Source organism: Streptomyces armeniacus (assembly GCF_003355155.1).
GTDB lineage: Bacteria > Actinomycetota > Actinomycetes > Streptomycetales > Streptomycetaceae > Streptomyces > Streptomyces armeniacus.
Window position 1 is genome coordinate 549,799 of sequence record NZ_CP031320.1, and the last position, 14,453, is coordinate 564,251.

The following is a 14,453-nucleotide window of genomic DNA, read 5'->3' on the forward strand; positions in this document are numbered from 1 at the left end:
CGACCGCGGCCGCGGTGTGACGTACGCCTCCCCGCCCTCTCCGATGTCACATTCCGCGCTCCCGCCCGCCTCATGCACGTGTGAGAGCGGAACACGGGAGAGGGGCGACGATGCTCGACCGACTGGCGAACCTGGTCATCAGCAGGGCCCGCGGGACCCTGCTGGCCGTGCTGGTCATCGTGCTCGGTGCGGGCACGCTGTCGATGGGTCTGAACGACCGGCTGACCATGGGCGGCTACGAGAGTCCGGACACGGAGGCGGCGCGGGCCGACGCCGTACTGGAGAAGGAGTTCGGGCAGGGGAAACCCAATCTGACCCTCCTGGTCAGGGCGCCCCGCGGGCTGGACGACCCGGCCACCGCCAGGGCCGGTACTCGGCTCACGGAGCGGCTGGCCGCCGAGGACACGGTGCGCAACGTGGTGTCGTACTGGTCGCTGGACAGGGCGCCCGCGCTCCGTTCCGGGAGCGGCGGCGAAGCGCTGGTCAGCGGCCGGGTCCTGGGCGACTTCGACGAGGTCAACGACCGGGTGGCGAAGCTGCGCGCGGAGTACACCGGCACGCTGTACGGCCTGGACGTCACCCTCGGCGGCAACGCGCTGATGAACCACGAGAGCGTGGAGCGCGCCGCAGACGACGCCGCGAAGGCGGAGACGCTCGTCTTCCCGCTCGTCCTGATCGTGCTGGTGCTGATCTTCGGCTCGGTGGTGGCGGCCATGGTGCCGCTCTCGGTCGCCCTGGCGACGATGCTGACGGTCTTCGGACTGCTCTGGGGACTCACGCACTTCTTCGAGGCGAACAACCTCATCGTGAACATCTGCACGTTCCTCGGGCTCGGTCTCGCCATCGACTACAGCCTGCTGTTCGTCACCCGCTACCGCGAGCACACCGCGAAGGGCACGCCCGTTCCGGACGCGATCCGGGCCACGATGCGCACGGTCGGCCGCACCGTGACGTTCTCCGCGGTCACGCTCGCGGTGGCGTTCCTGTCGCTGGTCGCGATGCCGTTCGGGATGCTCCGCTCCATCGGCGTCGGCGGCACCGCGACGACGCTCGCGGCGGCAGCGGCGACGCTGGTCGTCGTACCCGCGATGCTCGCGTGGGCGGGCCCGCGGATCGACCGGCTGCGGCTCGTACGGAAGCGCGCGCCGGGCACCGTACGGGCGGCCCGGCCGGAGGGCCGGGCACGGCCGGAGGGCCGGGCACGGCCGGAGGGCCCGGCACGGCGCCGACAGCCGGGGCTGACACGGCAGAGGCGGGCGCGGACACCGCGGGCGGCCAGGGCGCGTGGCACCGGCTGGCCGTCACGGTGATGCGCAGGCCGGTGCCGCTGATGCTGGGCGTCCTCGCGCTCATGGGCGTCCTCGCGGCGCCCGCCCTCGACCTGAACATGCGGCTGCCGGACGAGCAGATGCTGCCGAAGTCCACGCAGTCGGCGCGGGTCGCGCAGGACGTACGGGCCGGGTTCGACAGCCGCGAGGCCCAGGCCATGCAGGTCGTGGCGCGCGGCATCGGCGACCCGGACGGCCGGCGGCGCGACCTCGACGCGTACGCGAAGCACCTCTCCGGCCTCGACGGGGTCGCCCGCGTCGACGGCCTGACCGGCAGCTACGCGGGCGGCGAGCGTACGGTGCCGCCCGGCCGCTTCGCCGCCCGGTACGCCTCCGCGGACAGCGCCTACCTCTCGGTGGTGCCCGCCGTGGACGGCCTGTCGTCCGAGGGCGGCGACGTGGTGGACCGCGTACGGGCGGCGGAGTCCCCGTTCGGCGGGGTGATCGTCGGCGGCCAGCCCGCCGTCTCCGTCGACACCTTCGACACGGTGGCGGAGAAGCTGCCGGTGTCGCTGGCGATCCTGGCGGTCGGCACGTACGTGCTGCTGTTCCTGCTCACGGGCAGCGTCATCCTGCCGCTCGTCGCGATGCTGCTGAGTGCCCTGAGCCTGTCGGCGACGTTCGGCGCGCTGGTCTTCGTCTTCCAGGACGGCCATCTGCGGTGGCTGGTCGGCGACTTCATCAACACCGGCGCGATCACCTGGTCCGTGCCCGTGATGGTGGCGGCGCTGGGCTTCGGGCTGTCGATGGACTACGCGGTGTTCATCCTGTCCCGGATCAAGGAGGAGTACGACCGCAGCGGCGACAGCCGGCTGTCCGTGGCGATCGGCCTGGAACGGGTCGGGAAGGTGATCACGTACGCGGCGGTCATCCTGTCCCTCGTCTTCATCGTCATGATCACCTCCGGGCTCAGCTACATGAAGGCGCTGGGCCTGGGCATGCCGCTCGCCATCCTGATGGACGCCACCCTGATCCGCGGCGTGCTGCTCCCCGCGTTCATGCGGCTGCTCGGCCGCGCGTGCTGGTGGGCGCCCGGTCCGCTGCGGCGGCTGCACGCCCGCTACGGCCTCAGCGAGCAGGCGGCGGCACCGGAGGAGCGGCGGGACGGTGCGGCCGTACGGGAGCCGGGGCCGGGGCCCGGGTCGCCCGGGTCCCGTACGGGCGGGTCCGAGCGCGAGCCGGCGCCGGGCCGGGTCCGGTAGGCGGCGCCCGCCGCCGTACGGCGCCTGAGGATGGACCCCGGGGTGCGCCTGGGGACCTTTCTCAGGCGGCCGTTTGGGCGGGCGGAGGCGCGGTACCCGCCGGGCACTCGGACGCGGTCCGCCGCCGGAAGGAGGAACCGGAGTGAGCGTGTACGTCTACGGGGTCGCCCGGTCCGGTCATCCGGCGCTCCCCGAGCGGATGGACGGCGTCGGCGATCCGCCGCGCCCCGTACGGGCGCTGCGCGAGGGCCCCCTCGCGGCGCTCGTGAGCGACTGCCCGCCGGGGCTCCGGCCCGAACGGCACCACCTGATGGCCCATCAGCACGTGCTGTCGACGGCGGAGGCGGCGGAGGTGGTGCTGCCGCTGCGGTTCGGCAGCGTCTCGCGGGACGAGGACACCGTCCGGCACGCCCTGGCCGAGCACGCCGAGCACTATCTGGCCCAGCTGGACGAGCTGGAGGGCCGGGTCGAGTTCAATGTGAAGGCCGCACACCGGCAGGACGCCCTCCTCCACCAGGTGATCACCGAGGAGCCCGAGATCCACGCGCTGAGCAGCGCGAACCACGCCGCGGGCGGCGGCAGCCACCAGGACCGGCTGCGCCTCGGCACGATGATCGCCGAGGCCGTACGGGCCCGCGAGGACCGCGACGCCGCCCTCGTCGAGGAGGCCCTGTCGCCCTGCGCGGAACGGCACTGCCCCGGCCCGGAGAACGACTCCTCCCTCGTGAACCTCTGCTTCCTGCTGCCGCGCGAGGGCTGCGACGCGCTGCGCTCCGCCGTACGGACGCTCCAGGAGCGCAACCCGCAGCTGAACCTGCGCGTGGCCGGGCCGCTGCCCCCGTACAGCTTCGTCACCTCCCCCGCGGCGGCCGCCCGGCACGCGGGCCGGTGAACCCCGCGCCGCCGCCAGGCCGGACGCCGGGGGATGATGGCCGGTACGGGCCGGAGCGGTCCCGTATGAACGGCCAGGCGGGAAAGGCGGAGCTGACGTGAGCAATCTCGATACGCGTCCGGCGCGGGCGGAGTGCGGCGGACGCGAGGACGTCGCCGCACGTCCCGTACGGGAACTGCTGGAACCGCGCAGCGTGCCGCTCGGCGAGTCCACCGTCGTCCGCAGGCTGCTGCCGAACCTCGGCCGCCGCATGGTCGGGGCCTGGTGCTTCGTGGACCACTACGGCCCCGACGACATCGCCGACGAGCCGGGCATGCAGGTGCCGCCGCATCCGCACATCGGGCTGCAGACCGTCAGCTGGCTGCACGAGGGCGAGGTGCTGCACCGGGACAGCCTCGGCTCGCTGCAGACCGTACGGCCGCGGGAGCTCGGCCTGATGACCTCCGGCCGCGCCATCGCGCACTCCGAGGAGTCGCCGCGCGAGCACGCCCGCTTCCTGCACGGCGCGCAGCTGTGGGTGGCGCTCCCGGACGCGCACCGGCACACCGACCCGGCGTTCGAGCACCACGCCGCGCTGCCCGTGGTCGAGGGCGGCGGCGCGGGCGTACGGCACCCGGGGTTCAGCGCGACGGTCATCCTCGGCGAACTGGACGGCGCGGCCTCCCCCGGACGTACGTACTCCCCGCTGGTCGGCGCGGACATCTCGCTGGCGGCGGGCACGGACGTACGGCTGCCGGTGGAGCCGGACTTCGAGTACGCGGTGCTGACGATGTCCGGCCTCAGCGAGGTGGACGAGGTGCCGCTGGAGAGCGGCTCGATGCTGTATCTCGGCTGCGGACGCCGCGAGTTGCGGATGCGCGCGGACCGCGACAGCGAACTGCTGCTGCTCGGCGGCGAACCGTTCGAGGAGAAGCTGATCATGTGGTGGAATTTCATCGGGCGCAGCACCGAGGACATCCAGCAGGCCCGCGAGGACTGGACGGCGGGCCGCCGCTTCGGCACGGTCGAGGGCTACGCCGGCCCGCCCCTGCCCGCCCCCACGCTGCCGGCCACACCCCTCAAGCCGCGGGGCCGCACGCGCTGATCTGCCACGACGGCCAACGCGCTGACGGCCGTGATGCTGGCTGTCAGCCTGCTGCGCCGGCACGAACGTGAAACACCTGAAAGGCCATTCGCCCAGGTCAGCCACCACCAGCCACTCATCGCGGCAGGTCACCGCGTTCACTGGTCTCTTCCGCGACAGCTGATGCGCGGGTGCCGCCGTGCCCCGCGTGACCCGTGCCCGTACGCGACCGCCTACCCTCCGCCCGGCCCGGTGCCCACTGAGCCGGGTGGCGGGGGCGTGACGGCCCCGTCCGCCCAGCGTTCTCCGCGCAGGGCACGGGCGGCCAGCTCCATGATCCGCCGCTGGTCGGCGAGTTCGGCGTTCCGGCTGGTGGTCTCGTGGCCACCGCTGAACCACTCCAGCGTGACGTCGCCGCCCGCGTTCTCCAGCGCCTCGGCATAGCGGTGCACCTGGCGGGGCGGCGTACGCGTGTCGTGGGTGCCCGTCTTGATCCAGACGGGGGCCCGTACGTGTTCGACGTAGCTGATCGGCGACGCGCGCCGGAAGACCCCGGGGTCCTCGTCGGGTGTGATGCGGAAGAACGAGCGCCAGGCGGCGCGGAGCGCCGGGTTCATGTCGTCGTACGCCCCGGCCCAGTCGGCCATGGGGACGAACGCCATGGCGCCCGCGAAGAGTCCGGGCAGCCGGCCCACGGACAGCAGGGAGAGGTAGCCGCCGTAGGACGCTCCGGAGACGAACACCTTGTCCTTGTCGGCGATGCCCTCCGCGACCAGCCATTCGACGCTCGCGGCGAGGTCCTCGAGCTCCCGCTCGCCGATGGTGTGCCAGAAGCCCTCGCGGTAGCGGCGTCCGAAGGTCTGCGAGCCGCGGTAGTTGACCGCCGCGTAGGCGAACCCGTTCTCGAGCCAGGCCTGTGCCTCGGGCGTGTACCGGTCCACCGTGACCAGTTGGGGACCGCCGTGCACGCTCAGCAGGGTCGGCAGCGGCTCCCGGGTGCCGCGCGGGCGCCCGGCCCACAGCTGCACCGTCGTCCCGTCGAGGGACGTGACGGTGTGGGACGTCAGGGGTGTGCCCGGGTGGACGAGGGCGGGCGTCCACACGGGTGTGACGGTATGTGCGGCACGGTCGGCACGGAGCATGGACAGCGGGAGGTCGAAGCGCTGGTGGAGGAGCCGGGGTTGGCCGTCCGCCCCGTAGTGGGACGCCCAGTAGTTCGGGTGGGCGTCGGCGATGTCGGCCTCGAAGAAGGCGCCGGAGGGGTGTACGAGCGGATCGAGGGCGCCCGTACGGACATTCCACTCCATGACGTGGTGAACGCCCCGGTCGACGTGGACGAGCAGGACGTACCGCGCGTCGTCCGACCAGTCGAGCGGCACCAGGTCGCCGTGGAGGTGGGAGGCGTCCAGGTCGGTGCGTGAACCGTCGGGGAAGTGCCACAGGCAGGGCCGGATGAATCCCGTCCGCTCGGTGGCGACGAGGATCCGGTCGTCGCCGGCCACGGGTGAGAAACGGATGCCGCGGACCGGCTCCGCCGGCCCGTCGGACAGCGTACGCGGGGCGGTGCCGCCTTCCGGGGCGCCCTGCTCGGGGCCGTCCGGGGTGTCGCCGCCGGCCGGGACGACGGTCACGGCGAAGCGCCGGATGCCCGGGTTGTGGTCCGTGGTGTCCAGGCAGGCCCAGCGGCCGTCCGCGGAGATGAGCCCGTTCCAGGCCTCTGCTTGCGAGCTGAACAGGCGCCGGGGCGGGCGCCGTTCGTCCCCCGTGCCGATCAGCCACAGGGCGAAGCCGTCCGCGGTGACCGCCGTGAGCACCGCGTACGTGCCCTCGCGGGCGACGTCGATGCCCCTGAGCGTGAACGGCGTCAGTCCGGGTGTGAGGTCGGTGGCGGGGGAACCGTCGACCGGAAGGGACCACACGTGGCCCACCTCCGAACCGTTGTCGTCGAGGAGGTTGAGGACGGCCCTCCCGTCGGCGGTCAGGACGGCGTTGCGCGGGTCTCCGTATTCGCCGAGCACGCGCCGGCCGGCGCCTTCCGCGGCGTTCCAGACCGTGAGCGTCGATCCGTCCGGCTCGTCGTGGACCATCAGTACGAGGTCGTCCGTCCTGCCGCGCCCCCGGCGGGCGGAGACGCACTGCCGGGCCTCGAAGAAGCGGCTCCAGTCCTGGGTCACTGCTGACTCCTTACGGGAGGTTCGTGGGCTCCGGGAAGTGGCAGGCCACCCGGTGGCCGGTGGCGAGTTCCCGCGGGGGCGGGGCCGTTTCCGCGCAGATCTCCTGCGCCTTCCAGCAGCGCGTACGGAAGCGGCAGCCGGACGGCGGGTTGAGCGGACTCGGTGCGTCGCCCCGGAGGACGATGCGCTCGCGGCCCCGTTCCGCCCGCGGGTCCGGGATGGGGACCGCCGACAACAGGGCCTGTGTGTACGGGTGTTGCGGCGCGCCGTAGAGCGTGTCCGCGGGGGCGCTCTCCACGAGCCGGCCGAGGTACATCACCGCCACGTCGTCGCTGATCTGGCGTACGACGGACAGGTCGTGGGCGATGAAGAGATACGTGAGGCCGATCTCCTCCTGCAAGTCGTGCAGCAGGTTGAGCACGCCGGCCTGCACGCTGACGTCCAGGGCGCTCACCGGCTCGTCCAGCACGAGCACGCCCGGCTCGACCGCCAGGGCTCTGGCGATCCCGATGCGCTGGCGCTGGCCGCCGGAGAACTGGTGCGGAAAGCGGCGCGCGTGGTCGGGGTCGAGGCCGACCTGTTCCAGCAGTTCCCGGACGCGCTGTCCGCACCGCTCCCGGTGAAGGCCGTGGATGCGCAGGGGTTCGGCGAGGATCTCCGCCACGCTCATCCGGGGGTCGAGCGAGGAGTACGGGTCCTGGAAGACGAGCTGGATCTCCTTGCGGAGCCGCTGTACGGCCTTGCGGTCGGCGGCGGCGACGTCGATCCCGTTGACCAGCGCCTGTCCGCCGACGGGCGCCAGCAGCCGGACCAGGCAGCGGCCGAGGGTGCTCTTGCCGCAGCCGGTCTCCCCGACGAGGCCGAGGGTCCGGCCGCGGCCGATGCGGAAGTCCACGCCGGACACCGCCTGCACGGCCGGGGAGCCGACCGTACGGCGGCGGGAGCGGTACTCGGCCACCAGCCCTCTGACGTCGACTGCCGGGGTGCTCATGTCGGCTCGCTTTCGATCTGGGGCGCCCGCACGCACGAGGTCGTGTGGGACGCGCTGAGCTGTAGCGGCGCCGGCGGCTCCGTGCCGCAGAGCGTGGGCCGTACGTGGGCACAGCGCGGCTGGAACGGGCACCCTGCGGCGCGTTCCCCCAGCGCGGGCGGCTGGCCCGGGATCTGCACGAGGCGCGGGACGCGGCGGTCGATGCGCGGGAGCGCGCCGAGCAGGCCCCGGGTGTACGGGTGCGCCGGCCGGTCGAAGACGGCCTCCGCGGAGCCCTCTTCGAGGTTGCATCCGCTGTACATGACCATGACGCGGTCGGCGAGCCCCGCGACGATGCCCAGGTCGTGGGTGATGAGCAGGACGGAGGTGCCGGTGCGCTCCTGGACGCGTTCGATGACCTCGAGGACCTGGGCCTGAACGGTCACGTCGAGCGCCGTGGTGGGCTCGTCGGCGATGAGGATGTCGGGCTCGTTCGCCATCCCGATCGCGATCATCACGCGCTGGCGCATGCCGCCGGAGAACTCGTGCGGGTAGTCGCGCAGCCGCGTCTGAGGCGCGGGGATGCCCACGAGGTCGAGGAGTTCGGCGGCGGAGGCGTGGACGGACTTCCGTCCGGCACCGGGGTCGTGGACGCTGATCGCTTCCGCGATCTGGTCCCCGACCGTCATCATCGGGTTCAGCGCGGCGAGCGCGTCCTGGAAGATGACGCTGATGTGGCGCCCGCGCACCGTACGCATCTCCCGTTCGGTGTACGCGAGGAGTTCGCGGCCGCGGAAGCGGACGGAGCCCGTGACGCGTGCCGACGAGGGCAGCAGGCCCATGATGGCCATGGCCGCGGCGCTCTTGCCCGATCCGGACTCGCCGACTACGGCCAGCGTCTGCCGCTCGCCCACGTCGAACGACAGGCGGTGTACGGCCGTGCCCCAGCCCGCGTCCGTCTTGTACTCGACCGTCAGGTCTCGCACGGACAGCAGCGGCGAGGCTCCGGACGGCGGTGGTCCGTCCTGGGCGTCCGGGTGGACGAGGGTCATCGCTGCCTCCCCTGGTGGTCGAACGCGTCCCGCAGCCCGTCGCCGAGGAAGTTGACGGCGAGCACGGTGAGCAGGATGGCCCCGCCGGGTGCGTACAGCAGGTGGGACTTGGACGTGCCCACGAGCCCGGACGCCTGGTTGAGCATGTTGCCCCAGCTGGACTGGGGCGGCTGGATGCCGAAGCCCAGGAAGCTGAGGGTCGACTCGAGGATGATCGCGGTCGCCACGGCCAGCGAGACGTTGACGACGATCACGCTGAGGAGGTTCGGCAGCAGGTGCCGTACGACGATCCGGGTCTGCGACGCGCCGAGCACCCGCGCCGCGTCGACGAACTCCTTCTCCCGCAGGCTGACGACCTGCGAGCGCACCACGCGGGCGATCACCGTCCAGCCGAGGCCGGCGAGCACCAGGACGATGGTCGCGGGCGAAGGGCTGAGGGCCTGCATCGCCAGGGCGAGGAGGGCGATCGCGGGGACGATCAGGAACAGGTCGGTGACGCGCATGATCAGTTCCTCGGCCCAGCCGCCGAGCAGCCCCGCGACGGCGCCGGCGAGGGTGCCCACCGCCGTGGACAGCACGGCGACGCTCAGCCCCACGGTGAGCGAAACGCGGCCCGCGTAGAGGACTTCGCTCAGGTAGTCGCGGCCGAGATCGTCCGTCCCCAGCCAGTGTTCCGACGAGGGCGGGAGGGATCCGGTCAGGATGTTCTGGTCGTTGCGCGGATAGGGCGCGATCCACTCGGCGCCGTAGCAGCACACCATGACGGCCAGCAGCAGCACGAGGCCGACGACGGCGATCCGGTGCCGCAGGAAGCCCTCGACGACGAGGCGGCGCCGGCTCTTGTCCGCCGTCACCGGCGTGGTGCCGGTGTCGCCGGCGGGCTTCGCGGACCGGAGGAAGGGGACGGTCATCGCAGGGCCACCCTCGGGTCGAGCAGCGCGTAACCGAGGTCGGCTGCCAGATTGAACAGGACCATGGCCACCGCCACGATGAGCATCCACGGCAGCAGCACGTACACGTCGCCCGCCAGCAGCGAGTCGAGGAACAGCCGGCCCATGCCGGGGATCGCGTAGATCTGCTCGGTGACCACCAGGCCCCCGATGAGCAGCGCCGAGTCGGTGGCGACGACCGTGATGAACGGTGCCAGCGAGTTGCGCAGGGCGTGCCGGAAGAAGATCCGCCGCGGCGGCACGCCCTTGGCGCGTGCCGTCCGCACGTAGTCGCTGCCGAGCGCGTCGAGCATGGACGCCCTGCTGAAGCGCGACCAGCTGGCGATCAGACTCACGGTCAGGGTGAGCACGGGGAGCGCCAGATGCCGGAAGTAGTCGGCGTTGACGCCGCTCTGGCCCGGCGAGTGGAGCCCGACGAAGTACAGCGGCGGCTGTGCCAGGCCGAACTGCTCCTTCGGCCACACGGCGAGCAGCTGGATGAGGATGAGCCCCAGCCAGAACGCGGGCATGGCCACCCCGAGGTACGAGAAGCCGGTGAGGACGTGGTCTCCGAGGGAGTACTTCCGTACCGCGGAGTACGTGCCGATGGCCAGCGCCAGGACCCCGGCGAACAGGACGCCCCAGAAGACGAGTTGGACCGTCGTACCGAGCGCGGACGCGAGCATGCTCTGCGCCGAGTCGCCGGTCCTGGTGCTGACGCCCCAGTCCCCGGTGACGAACGCCTTCATCCACAGGAAGTACTGCTCCGCGACCGACCGGTCGAGGCCGAGCCGGGCGGCCTCGCGCCGGACGACCCCGGGGTCGCGGGCCTGCCGGAGCTTGGTCAGCGGGTCGAACGTGGCGCGGACCGCCCAGAAGAAGACGAACGACGCCAGAATGACGGCGGGCACCGAGTAGATCAGCCGGCGCAGCGCGTAGCCGAGCACCTGCCTGCCCTGGCCGCGGCGGGAGCGGAGGCCGCCCGTCGCCGGCCGTGCGGGCAGCCGTGGCAGCCCGCTCACTTGGCGACGCCCCACTCCTCGAGGTTCCACCAGGGGCCCTCGCTCGGGTTGAGGCTGATACGGCCTCCCACGCGCTTGTTCCAGAGCAGGATGTTCGGCACGGTCCCGACGGGAATCGACGGAACGTTCTCGGCGATCACCTTGTCGGCCTTCAGCGAAGCGCTCGCGCGCCGCTTCTCGTCCAGCTCCCGGTCGACGTCGCGCAGCAGCGGGTCCAGTCCGTCCACCTTGGAGCGGATGAAGTTGAGCCCGGACTGGCCGTTCTCCTCGGTGGGAATCGAGACCTCGCTGAAGGTGTTGCTGAGCGCCGGGTTCGGGAACGTGTCGATCAGTGTCCACAGGCCCATCTGGAAGTCACCGGAGGGCGCGCGCTTTCCGAAGAGTTCGGCGGCACTGGTGTTCTTGATGGCCGCGCGGAAACCGGCCTGCTTCAACTGGGTCTGCAGAATCTGCTCGGTGAGTTCGCGCCGCTTGTTCCCGGCCAGGGAGACAAGGGTGAAGGCCGCCGTACGTCCGTCCTTGGCCCAGAGGCCATCCTTGTCCTTACGCCATCCCGCGCCCTTCATCTCCTGGTCGACGGCCTTCAGATCGCGGGTGTACTTCGAGAAGTCGCTTCCGCCGTACTGTCCCACCATCGGTGTCACAAAGCTCTGGGAGGGCTTTTCCACGCCCAGGGAACCGTAGAGCTTCTTGACGATGGCGGCGCGGTCGACCGCGTAGGCCACGGCCTTTCTGACCGGCAGCGAGTCGAACGGGAACTCGTCGTTGTTCAGCCACAGCGCCTCGAGGTTCCCCGTGTCGGGGTCGACCAGCTTGTTGGTGCCGGACATTCCCTCGAGCTGTTCCATCACGTCGATCTGGGGCGTGGGGTAGAGGGCGTCGAGCTGTCCGCTCTTGAATGCCTGGAATGCGGCGGCGGTGTCCGCCGTGAACTGGAAGGTGACCTTGTCGAGTGTGGGTTTCCGGCCCCAGTACCGGTCGTTCGGCACCAGCGTGACGGAGCTGCCGCGCTTCCAGGACTGGATCTTCCAGGGGCCGCCGCTGAAGCGGTAGCCGTCCTTCATGATCTTGTGCCGGTCCTTGCCGCCGAGAAGATGCTCGGGGAGGACGCCGTAGTCGCCGCTGAACAGCGTGCGCCACCCGGCGTAGGGCTCCTTCAGGGTCACCACGGCGGTCTTCGCGTCGGGCGTGCTTACCGACGCGATCTTGTCGTAGCCGGTCTTGTCGAAGATGTCCTTGCCGTCGCGGATCTGCAGCGCGGTGTACTTCAGATCTGCCGAGGTGATGGGCTTCCCGTCGGACCAGACGGCGTCCGGGTGCAGCTTGTACGTGATCTTCTGCTGCCGACCGGGGGCCACGGCGGGCTCCTCGGCCATCATCTCGGAGGCCTTGGCCACCCAGTCCGGCCCCTTGCGCCGTACGTCGAACACCTTCGGGATCGTCTGCGTCTTCATCATGTACGTGCCCCAGATGGAGCCGCTGCAGACGGAGATCCAGTCGGCGCAGTCGGGCTCCGCCTCGGCGCCGATGACCAGGTTCCCGCCCTTCTTCACCGGGACCGCGGAGTGGGACGCGGCGCCGGGCTCCGTCCCGTCCGACCCCGTGCATCCGGCGACGAGCACGGCCAGGGCCACCCCGCATACGACAGTGGCCTGCTTCGGTCCGGCGGGCTTCCGGGCGGGCTGTTCGGTGCGCTGGCTCATCGCCATCACCTTTCTTCCTGGCGGCCCCGGGTGGTCGCGATGGAGGCATCGTATGGAGCGGGAACCCGGTTAGCAAGAGTCTTCGACAATTCGATAGTCAATGGTGTTGACTTGATTCGTGAGCGGGGTTTCCGGCAGGGTTCCCGAGTAACGAGACCGTCTCGCCGACCGAAAGAGAGTCTTGATGAGCCCGAACCAGGACAGGAAGCCTCCGGCGGCGAAGAACGCACGGGGAGGACGGCGGGCCCGGCACAGCCTGAGCCGGGAGATGATCGTGGAGGCGGCCGAGAAGATCGCCATGCGCGAAGGACTCGACGGGCTGACGTTCCAGGCCCTCGGCAAGGAACTGGAAGCGCACCCGACGTCGATCTACCGGCACTTCCGCGACAAGGACGAATTGGTGCTGGAACTGGTGGACACCCTACGCTCCCGTTCTTACGGCGGGGAGCTGAAGGCCACCGAATCCTGGCGGGACGATCTGCGCACCCAGGCCCGCCACATCCACGACCACTACATGCGCTATCCACAGCTCGCTCTCCAGATGGCCGCCAGAACGACCCGCCGCCCCATGGAGTTCTCAAACGTCGAATTCGCCCTGGACGCTTTCCTGCGCGCCGGTCTTCCGCCCGACGAGGCGGCCACGTGCATGCGCGTGTTCGGAAATGTGATCCGCTCGCTGTCCAGCATGGAATCCGGCTTGCACGCGCTGGACACCGAGGCCAGGAACCGGGACGCGCTGGCCTGGGAAGTGGAGTACCGGAGCGTTTCCGCGGAGGAGTATCCGCGTATCGCTTCCATGGGCGACCACCTCACTTCCATCGGGGACCCGCGGATCTTCGACAATGCCGTGGAGCTCTTTCTCGACGCGGTCGAGGTACGCGCGCGCCGGGCCGCCTCGGCCGGCTGAGCGCCCTCTCCCGTCAACTCCCGCCGCTCTTCCGGCCGGTCGGCCCGCCGACAGGAGGCGCGGCGGACACTCAGCTCTCCGGAGGGGCGAGCGCGCGGACGAGTGCGGCGATGAGCGCGGTACGCCCCTCCAGTGACGCCGCGTCCACCCACTCGTCCCGCGCGTGCGCGCCACCGCCCGTGGGCCCCAGCCCGTCCAGGGTGGGCACGCCCAGGGCCGCGGTGAAGTTTCCGTCGGACGCGCCGCCCACCCTCGCCTCGCGTACGGGAGGCAGCCCCTCCGCCCGCGCCACGCGCCGCGCCGTGTCGAGCAGCCCGGCGGACATGCGGCGTTCCAGCGGCAGGCGGTTGACGCCGCCCGTGAGCTCGACTCCGGCCCCGGGTGTACGTGGCCGGAGCGAGCGCAGGTCCTTCTCGACGCGCTCCAACTCGTCCCGGTCCCACGCCCGTACGTCGACCTCGATGTACGCCGACTCCGGAATGGTGTTACGCGTGCTGCCCGCCCGTGCAACCGTCGGGCTGACGGAGGTGCCGCGGTCGTCGTCGCCCAACTCGGTTATGGCGAGCACCTGGTGGGCGAGCTCGAGCAACGCGTTGACGCCGCGCTCCGGCTCCAGGCCGGCGTGCGCCGCCCGGCCCGTGACCTCCACGCGGTACATCGCTCCGCCCTTGCGCGCGGTCTTGAGCGCGCCGTCCAGGCCGGGTTCGAGGACGAGTACGGCCGCGCAGTCCCGTGCCGCCTCCTCCACGAGCGCGCGCGAGGTGGTGGAGCCGACCTCCTCGTCGCCCGTGACCAGCAGCCGTACGTGGCCGGTGCGGCCGGCGGCCCGCAGGGCCTGGAGTGCCAGCACCAGGCCGGACTTCATGTCGAAGACTCCCGGGCCGGTGACCCGTTCGCCGTCGACGGCGAACGGCCACGCCGCGAGCGTTCCGAGCGGCCACACGGTGTCCATGTGCCCCAGCAGTAGTACGGGCCTGCCGGAGGCGGACGAGCGGTCCCGCTCCTCGCGGTACAGGTGCGGGACACCGTCGCGCACCTCCCGGTGGGCGGTGCCGAGGAAGCCGTCGGACCAGTCCGCCACGAGGTCGTAGCACGCCTGGAGTCCGGGCGCGTGGCCCGTGGGGGACTCGATGCTGACGAGTCGCGACAGCCGTTCGAGGGCCTGGCCGTCCGCACAGCCGGAGTCTGGCATCACATCGCGTCCTTCACCT

General features: G+C 71.5%; 12 protein-coding genes. 5 read left to right on the forward strand and 7 right to left on the reverse strand.

Going from position 1 to position 14,453, the window contains the following annotated elements; translation table 11 throughout:
- Positions 1-110 precede the first annotated feature (110 nt).
- The 4 genes from DVA86_RS02340 (at position 111) to DVA86_RS02355 (ending at position 4,506) form a co-directional block, all read left to right on the forward strand.
- Positions 111-1,310 carry an MMPL family transporter gene (locus tag DVA86_RS02340; RefSeq protein WP_208875338.1) on the forward strand — a complete coding sequence of 400 codons (1,200 nt, stop codon included), beginning with the start codon at positions 111-113 and terminating at the stop codon, positions 1,308-1,310.
- Positions 1,310-2,530, forward strand: a complete 1,221-nt coding sequence (locus DVA86_RS02345; RefSeq protein WP_208875339.1) for an MMPL family transporter — start codon at positions 1,310-1,312, stop codon at positions 2,528-2,530. Before DVA86_RS02340 ends, DVA86_RS02345 begins: the two co-directional genes overlap by 1 nt.
- 142 nt (positions 2,531-2,672) lie before the next feature.
- On the forward strand, positions 2,673-3,422 hold the full coding sequence (locus DVA86_RS02350) for a GvpL/GvpF family gas vesicle protein (protein WP_208875341.1): 750 nt from the start codon (positions 2,673-2,675) through the stop codon (positions 3,420-3,422).
- A 97-nt stretch (positions 3,423-3,519) separates the two neighbouring features.
- Entirely contained in the window at positions 3,520-4,506 is a 987-nt protein-coding gene (locus tag DVA86_RS02355; RefSeq protein ID WP_208875342.1) for a pirin family protein, read from the forward strand.
- Between the two features lie 212 nt (positions 4,507-4,718).
- Here the strand turns inward: DVA86_RS02355 and DVA86_RS02360 are convergent, their stop codons facing one another.
- From DVA86_RS02360 to DVA86_RS02385, 6 genes are read right to left on the reverse strand one after another with little or no spacing between them, the layout of a single operon-like run.
- Entirely contained in the window at positions 4,719-6,659 is a 1,941-nt protein-coding gene (locus DVA86_RS02360; RefSeq protein WP_208875345.1) for a prolyl oligopeptidase family serine peptidase, read from the reverse strand.
- A gap of 10 nt (positions 6,660-6,669) precedes the next feature.
- Positions 6,670-7,650, reverse strand: coding sequence for an ABC transporter ATP-binding protein (locus DVA86_RS02365; protein ID WP_208875346.1), 981 nt, complete (start codon positions 7,648-7,650; stop codon positions 6,670-6,672).
- Positions 7,647-8,681, reverse strand: a complete 1,035-nt coding sequence (locus tag DVA86_RS02370) for an ABC transporter ATP-binding protein (RefSeq protein ID WP_208875348.1) — start codon at positions 8,679-8,681, stop codon at positions 7,647-7,649. The genes DVA86_RS02365 and DVA86_RS02370 overlap by 4 nt, the downstream gene beginning before the upstream one ends.
- A complete protein-coding gene (locus DVA86_RS02375; protein ID WP_208875349.1) occupies positions 8,678-9,592 on the reverse strand; it encodes an ABC transporter permease in 915 nt (304 codons plus the stop codon). The genes DVA86_RS02370 and DVA86_RS02375 overlap by 4 nt, the downstream gene beginning before the upstream one ends.
- A complete protein-coding gene (locus DVA86_RS02380; RefSeq protein ID WP_245996277.1) occupies positions 9,589-10,632 on the reverse strand; it encodes an ABC transporter permease in 1,044 nt (347 codons plus the stop codon). Before DVA86_RS02380 ends, DVA86_RS02375 begins: the two co-directional genes overlap by 4 nt.
- Positions 10,629-12,335 (reverse strand): peptide ABC transporter substrate-binding protein, encoded by a 1,707-nt coding sequence (locus DVA86_RS02385; protein WP_208875351.1) that lies wholly within the window; start codon positions 12,333-12,335, stop codon positions 10,629-10,631. Before DVA86_RS02385 ends, DVA86_RS02380 begins: the two co-directional genes overlap by 4 nt.
- A gap of 184 nt (positions 12,336-12,519) precedes the next feature.
- Here DVA86_RS02385 and DVA86_RS02390 point away from each other — a divergent pair, with 184 nt between their 5' ends.
- A complete protein-coding gene (locus tag DVA86_RS02390; protein ID WP_208875353.1) occupies positions 12,520-13,242 on the forward strand; it encodes a TetR/AcrR family transcriptional regulator in 723 nt (240 codons plus the stop codon).
- A gap of 70 nt (positions 13,243-13,312) precedes the next feature.
- Here DVA86_RS02390 and DVA86_RS02395 read toward each other — a convergent pair whose 3' ends face one another.
- A complete protein-coding gene (locus tag DVA86_RS02395) occupies positions 13,313-14,434 on the reverse strand; it encodes a M20 family metallopeptidase (RefSeq protein WP_208875354.1) in 1,122 nt (373 codons plus the stop codon).
- Positions 14,435-14,453 lie beyond the last annotated feature (19 nt).

Bases quoted from the DNA above. Each gene is read 5' to 3' on its own strand.
- DVA86_RS02340 (WP_208875338.1), top strand. From the start codon at position 111: ATGCTCGACCGACTGGCGAACCTGGTCATCAGCAGGGCCCGCGGGACC.
- DVA86_RS02390 (WP_208875353.1), top strand. From the start codon at position 12,520: ATGAGCCCGAACCAGGACAGGAAGCCTCCGGCGGCGAAGAACGCACGG.
- DVA86_RS02375 (WP_208875349.1), bottom strand. From the start codon at position 9,592: ATGACCGTCCCCTTCCTCCGGTCCGCGAAGCCCGCCGGCGACACCGGC.
- DVA86_RS02395 (WP_208875354.1), bottom strand. From the start codon at position 14,434: ATGCCAGACTCCGGCTGTGCGGACGGCCAGGCCCTCGAACGGCTGTCG.
- DVA86_RS02385 (WP_208875351.1), bottom strand. From the start codon at position 12,335: ATGAGCCAGCGCACCGAACAGCCCGCCCGGAAGCCCGCCGGACCGAAG.
- DVA86_RS02365 (WP_208875346.1), bottom strand. From the start codon at position 7,650: ATGAGCACCCCGGCAGTCGACGTCAGAGGGCTGGTGGCCGAGTACCGC.
- DVA86_RS02370 (WP_208875348.1), bottom strand. From the start codon at position 8,681: ATGACCCTCGTCCACCCGGACGCCCAGGACGGACCACCGCCGTCCGGA.
- DVA86_RS02345 (WP_208875339.1), top strand. From the start codon at position 1,310: ATGCGCAGGCCGGTGCCGCTGATGCTGGGCGTCCTCGCGCTCATGGGC.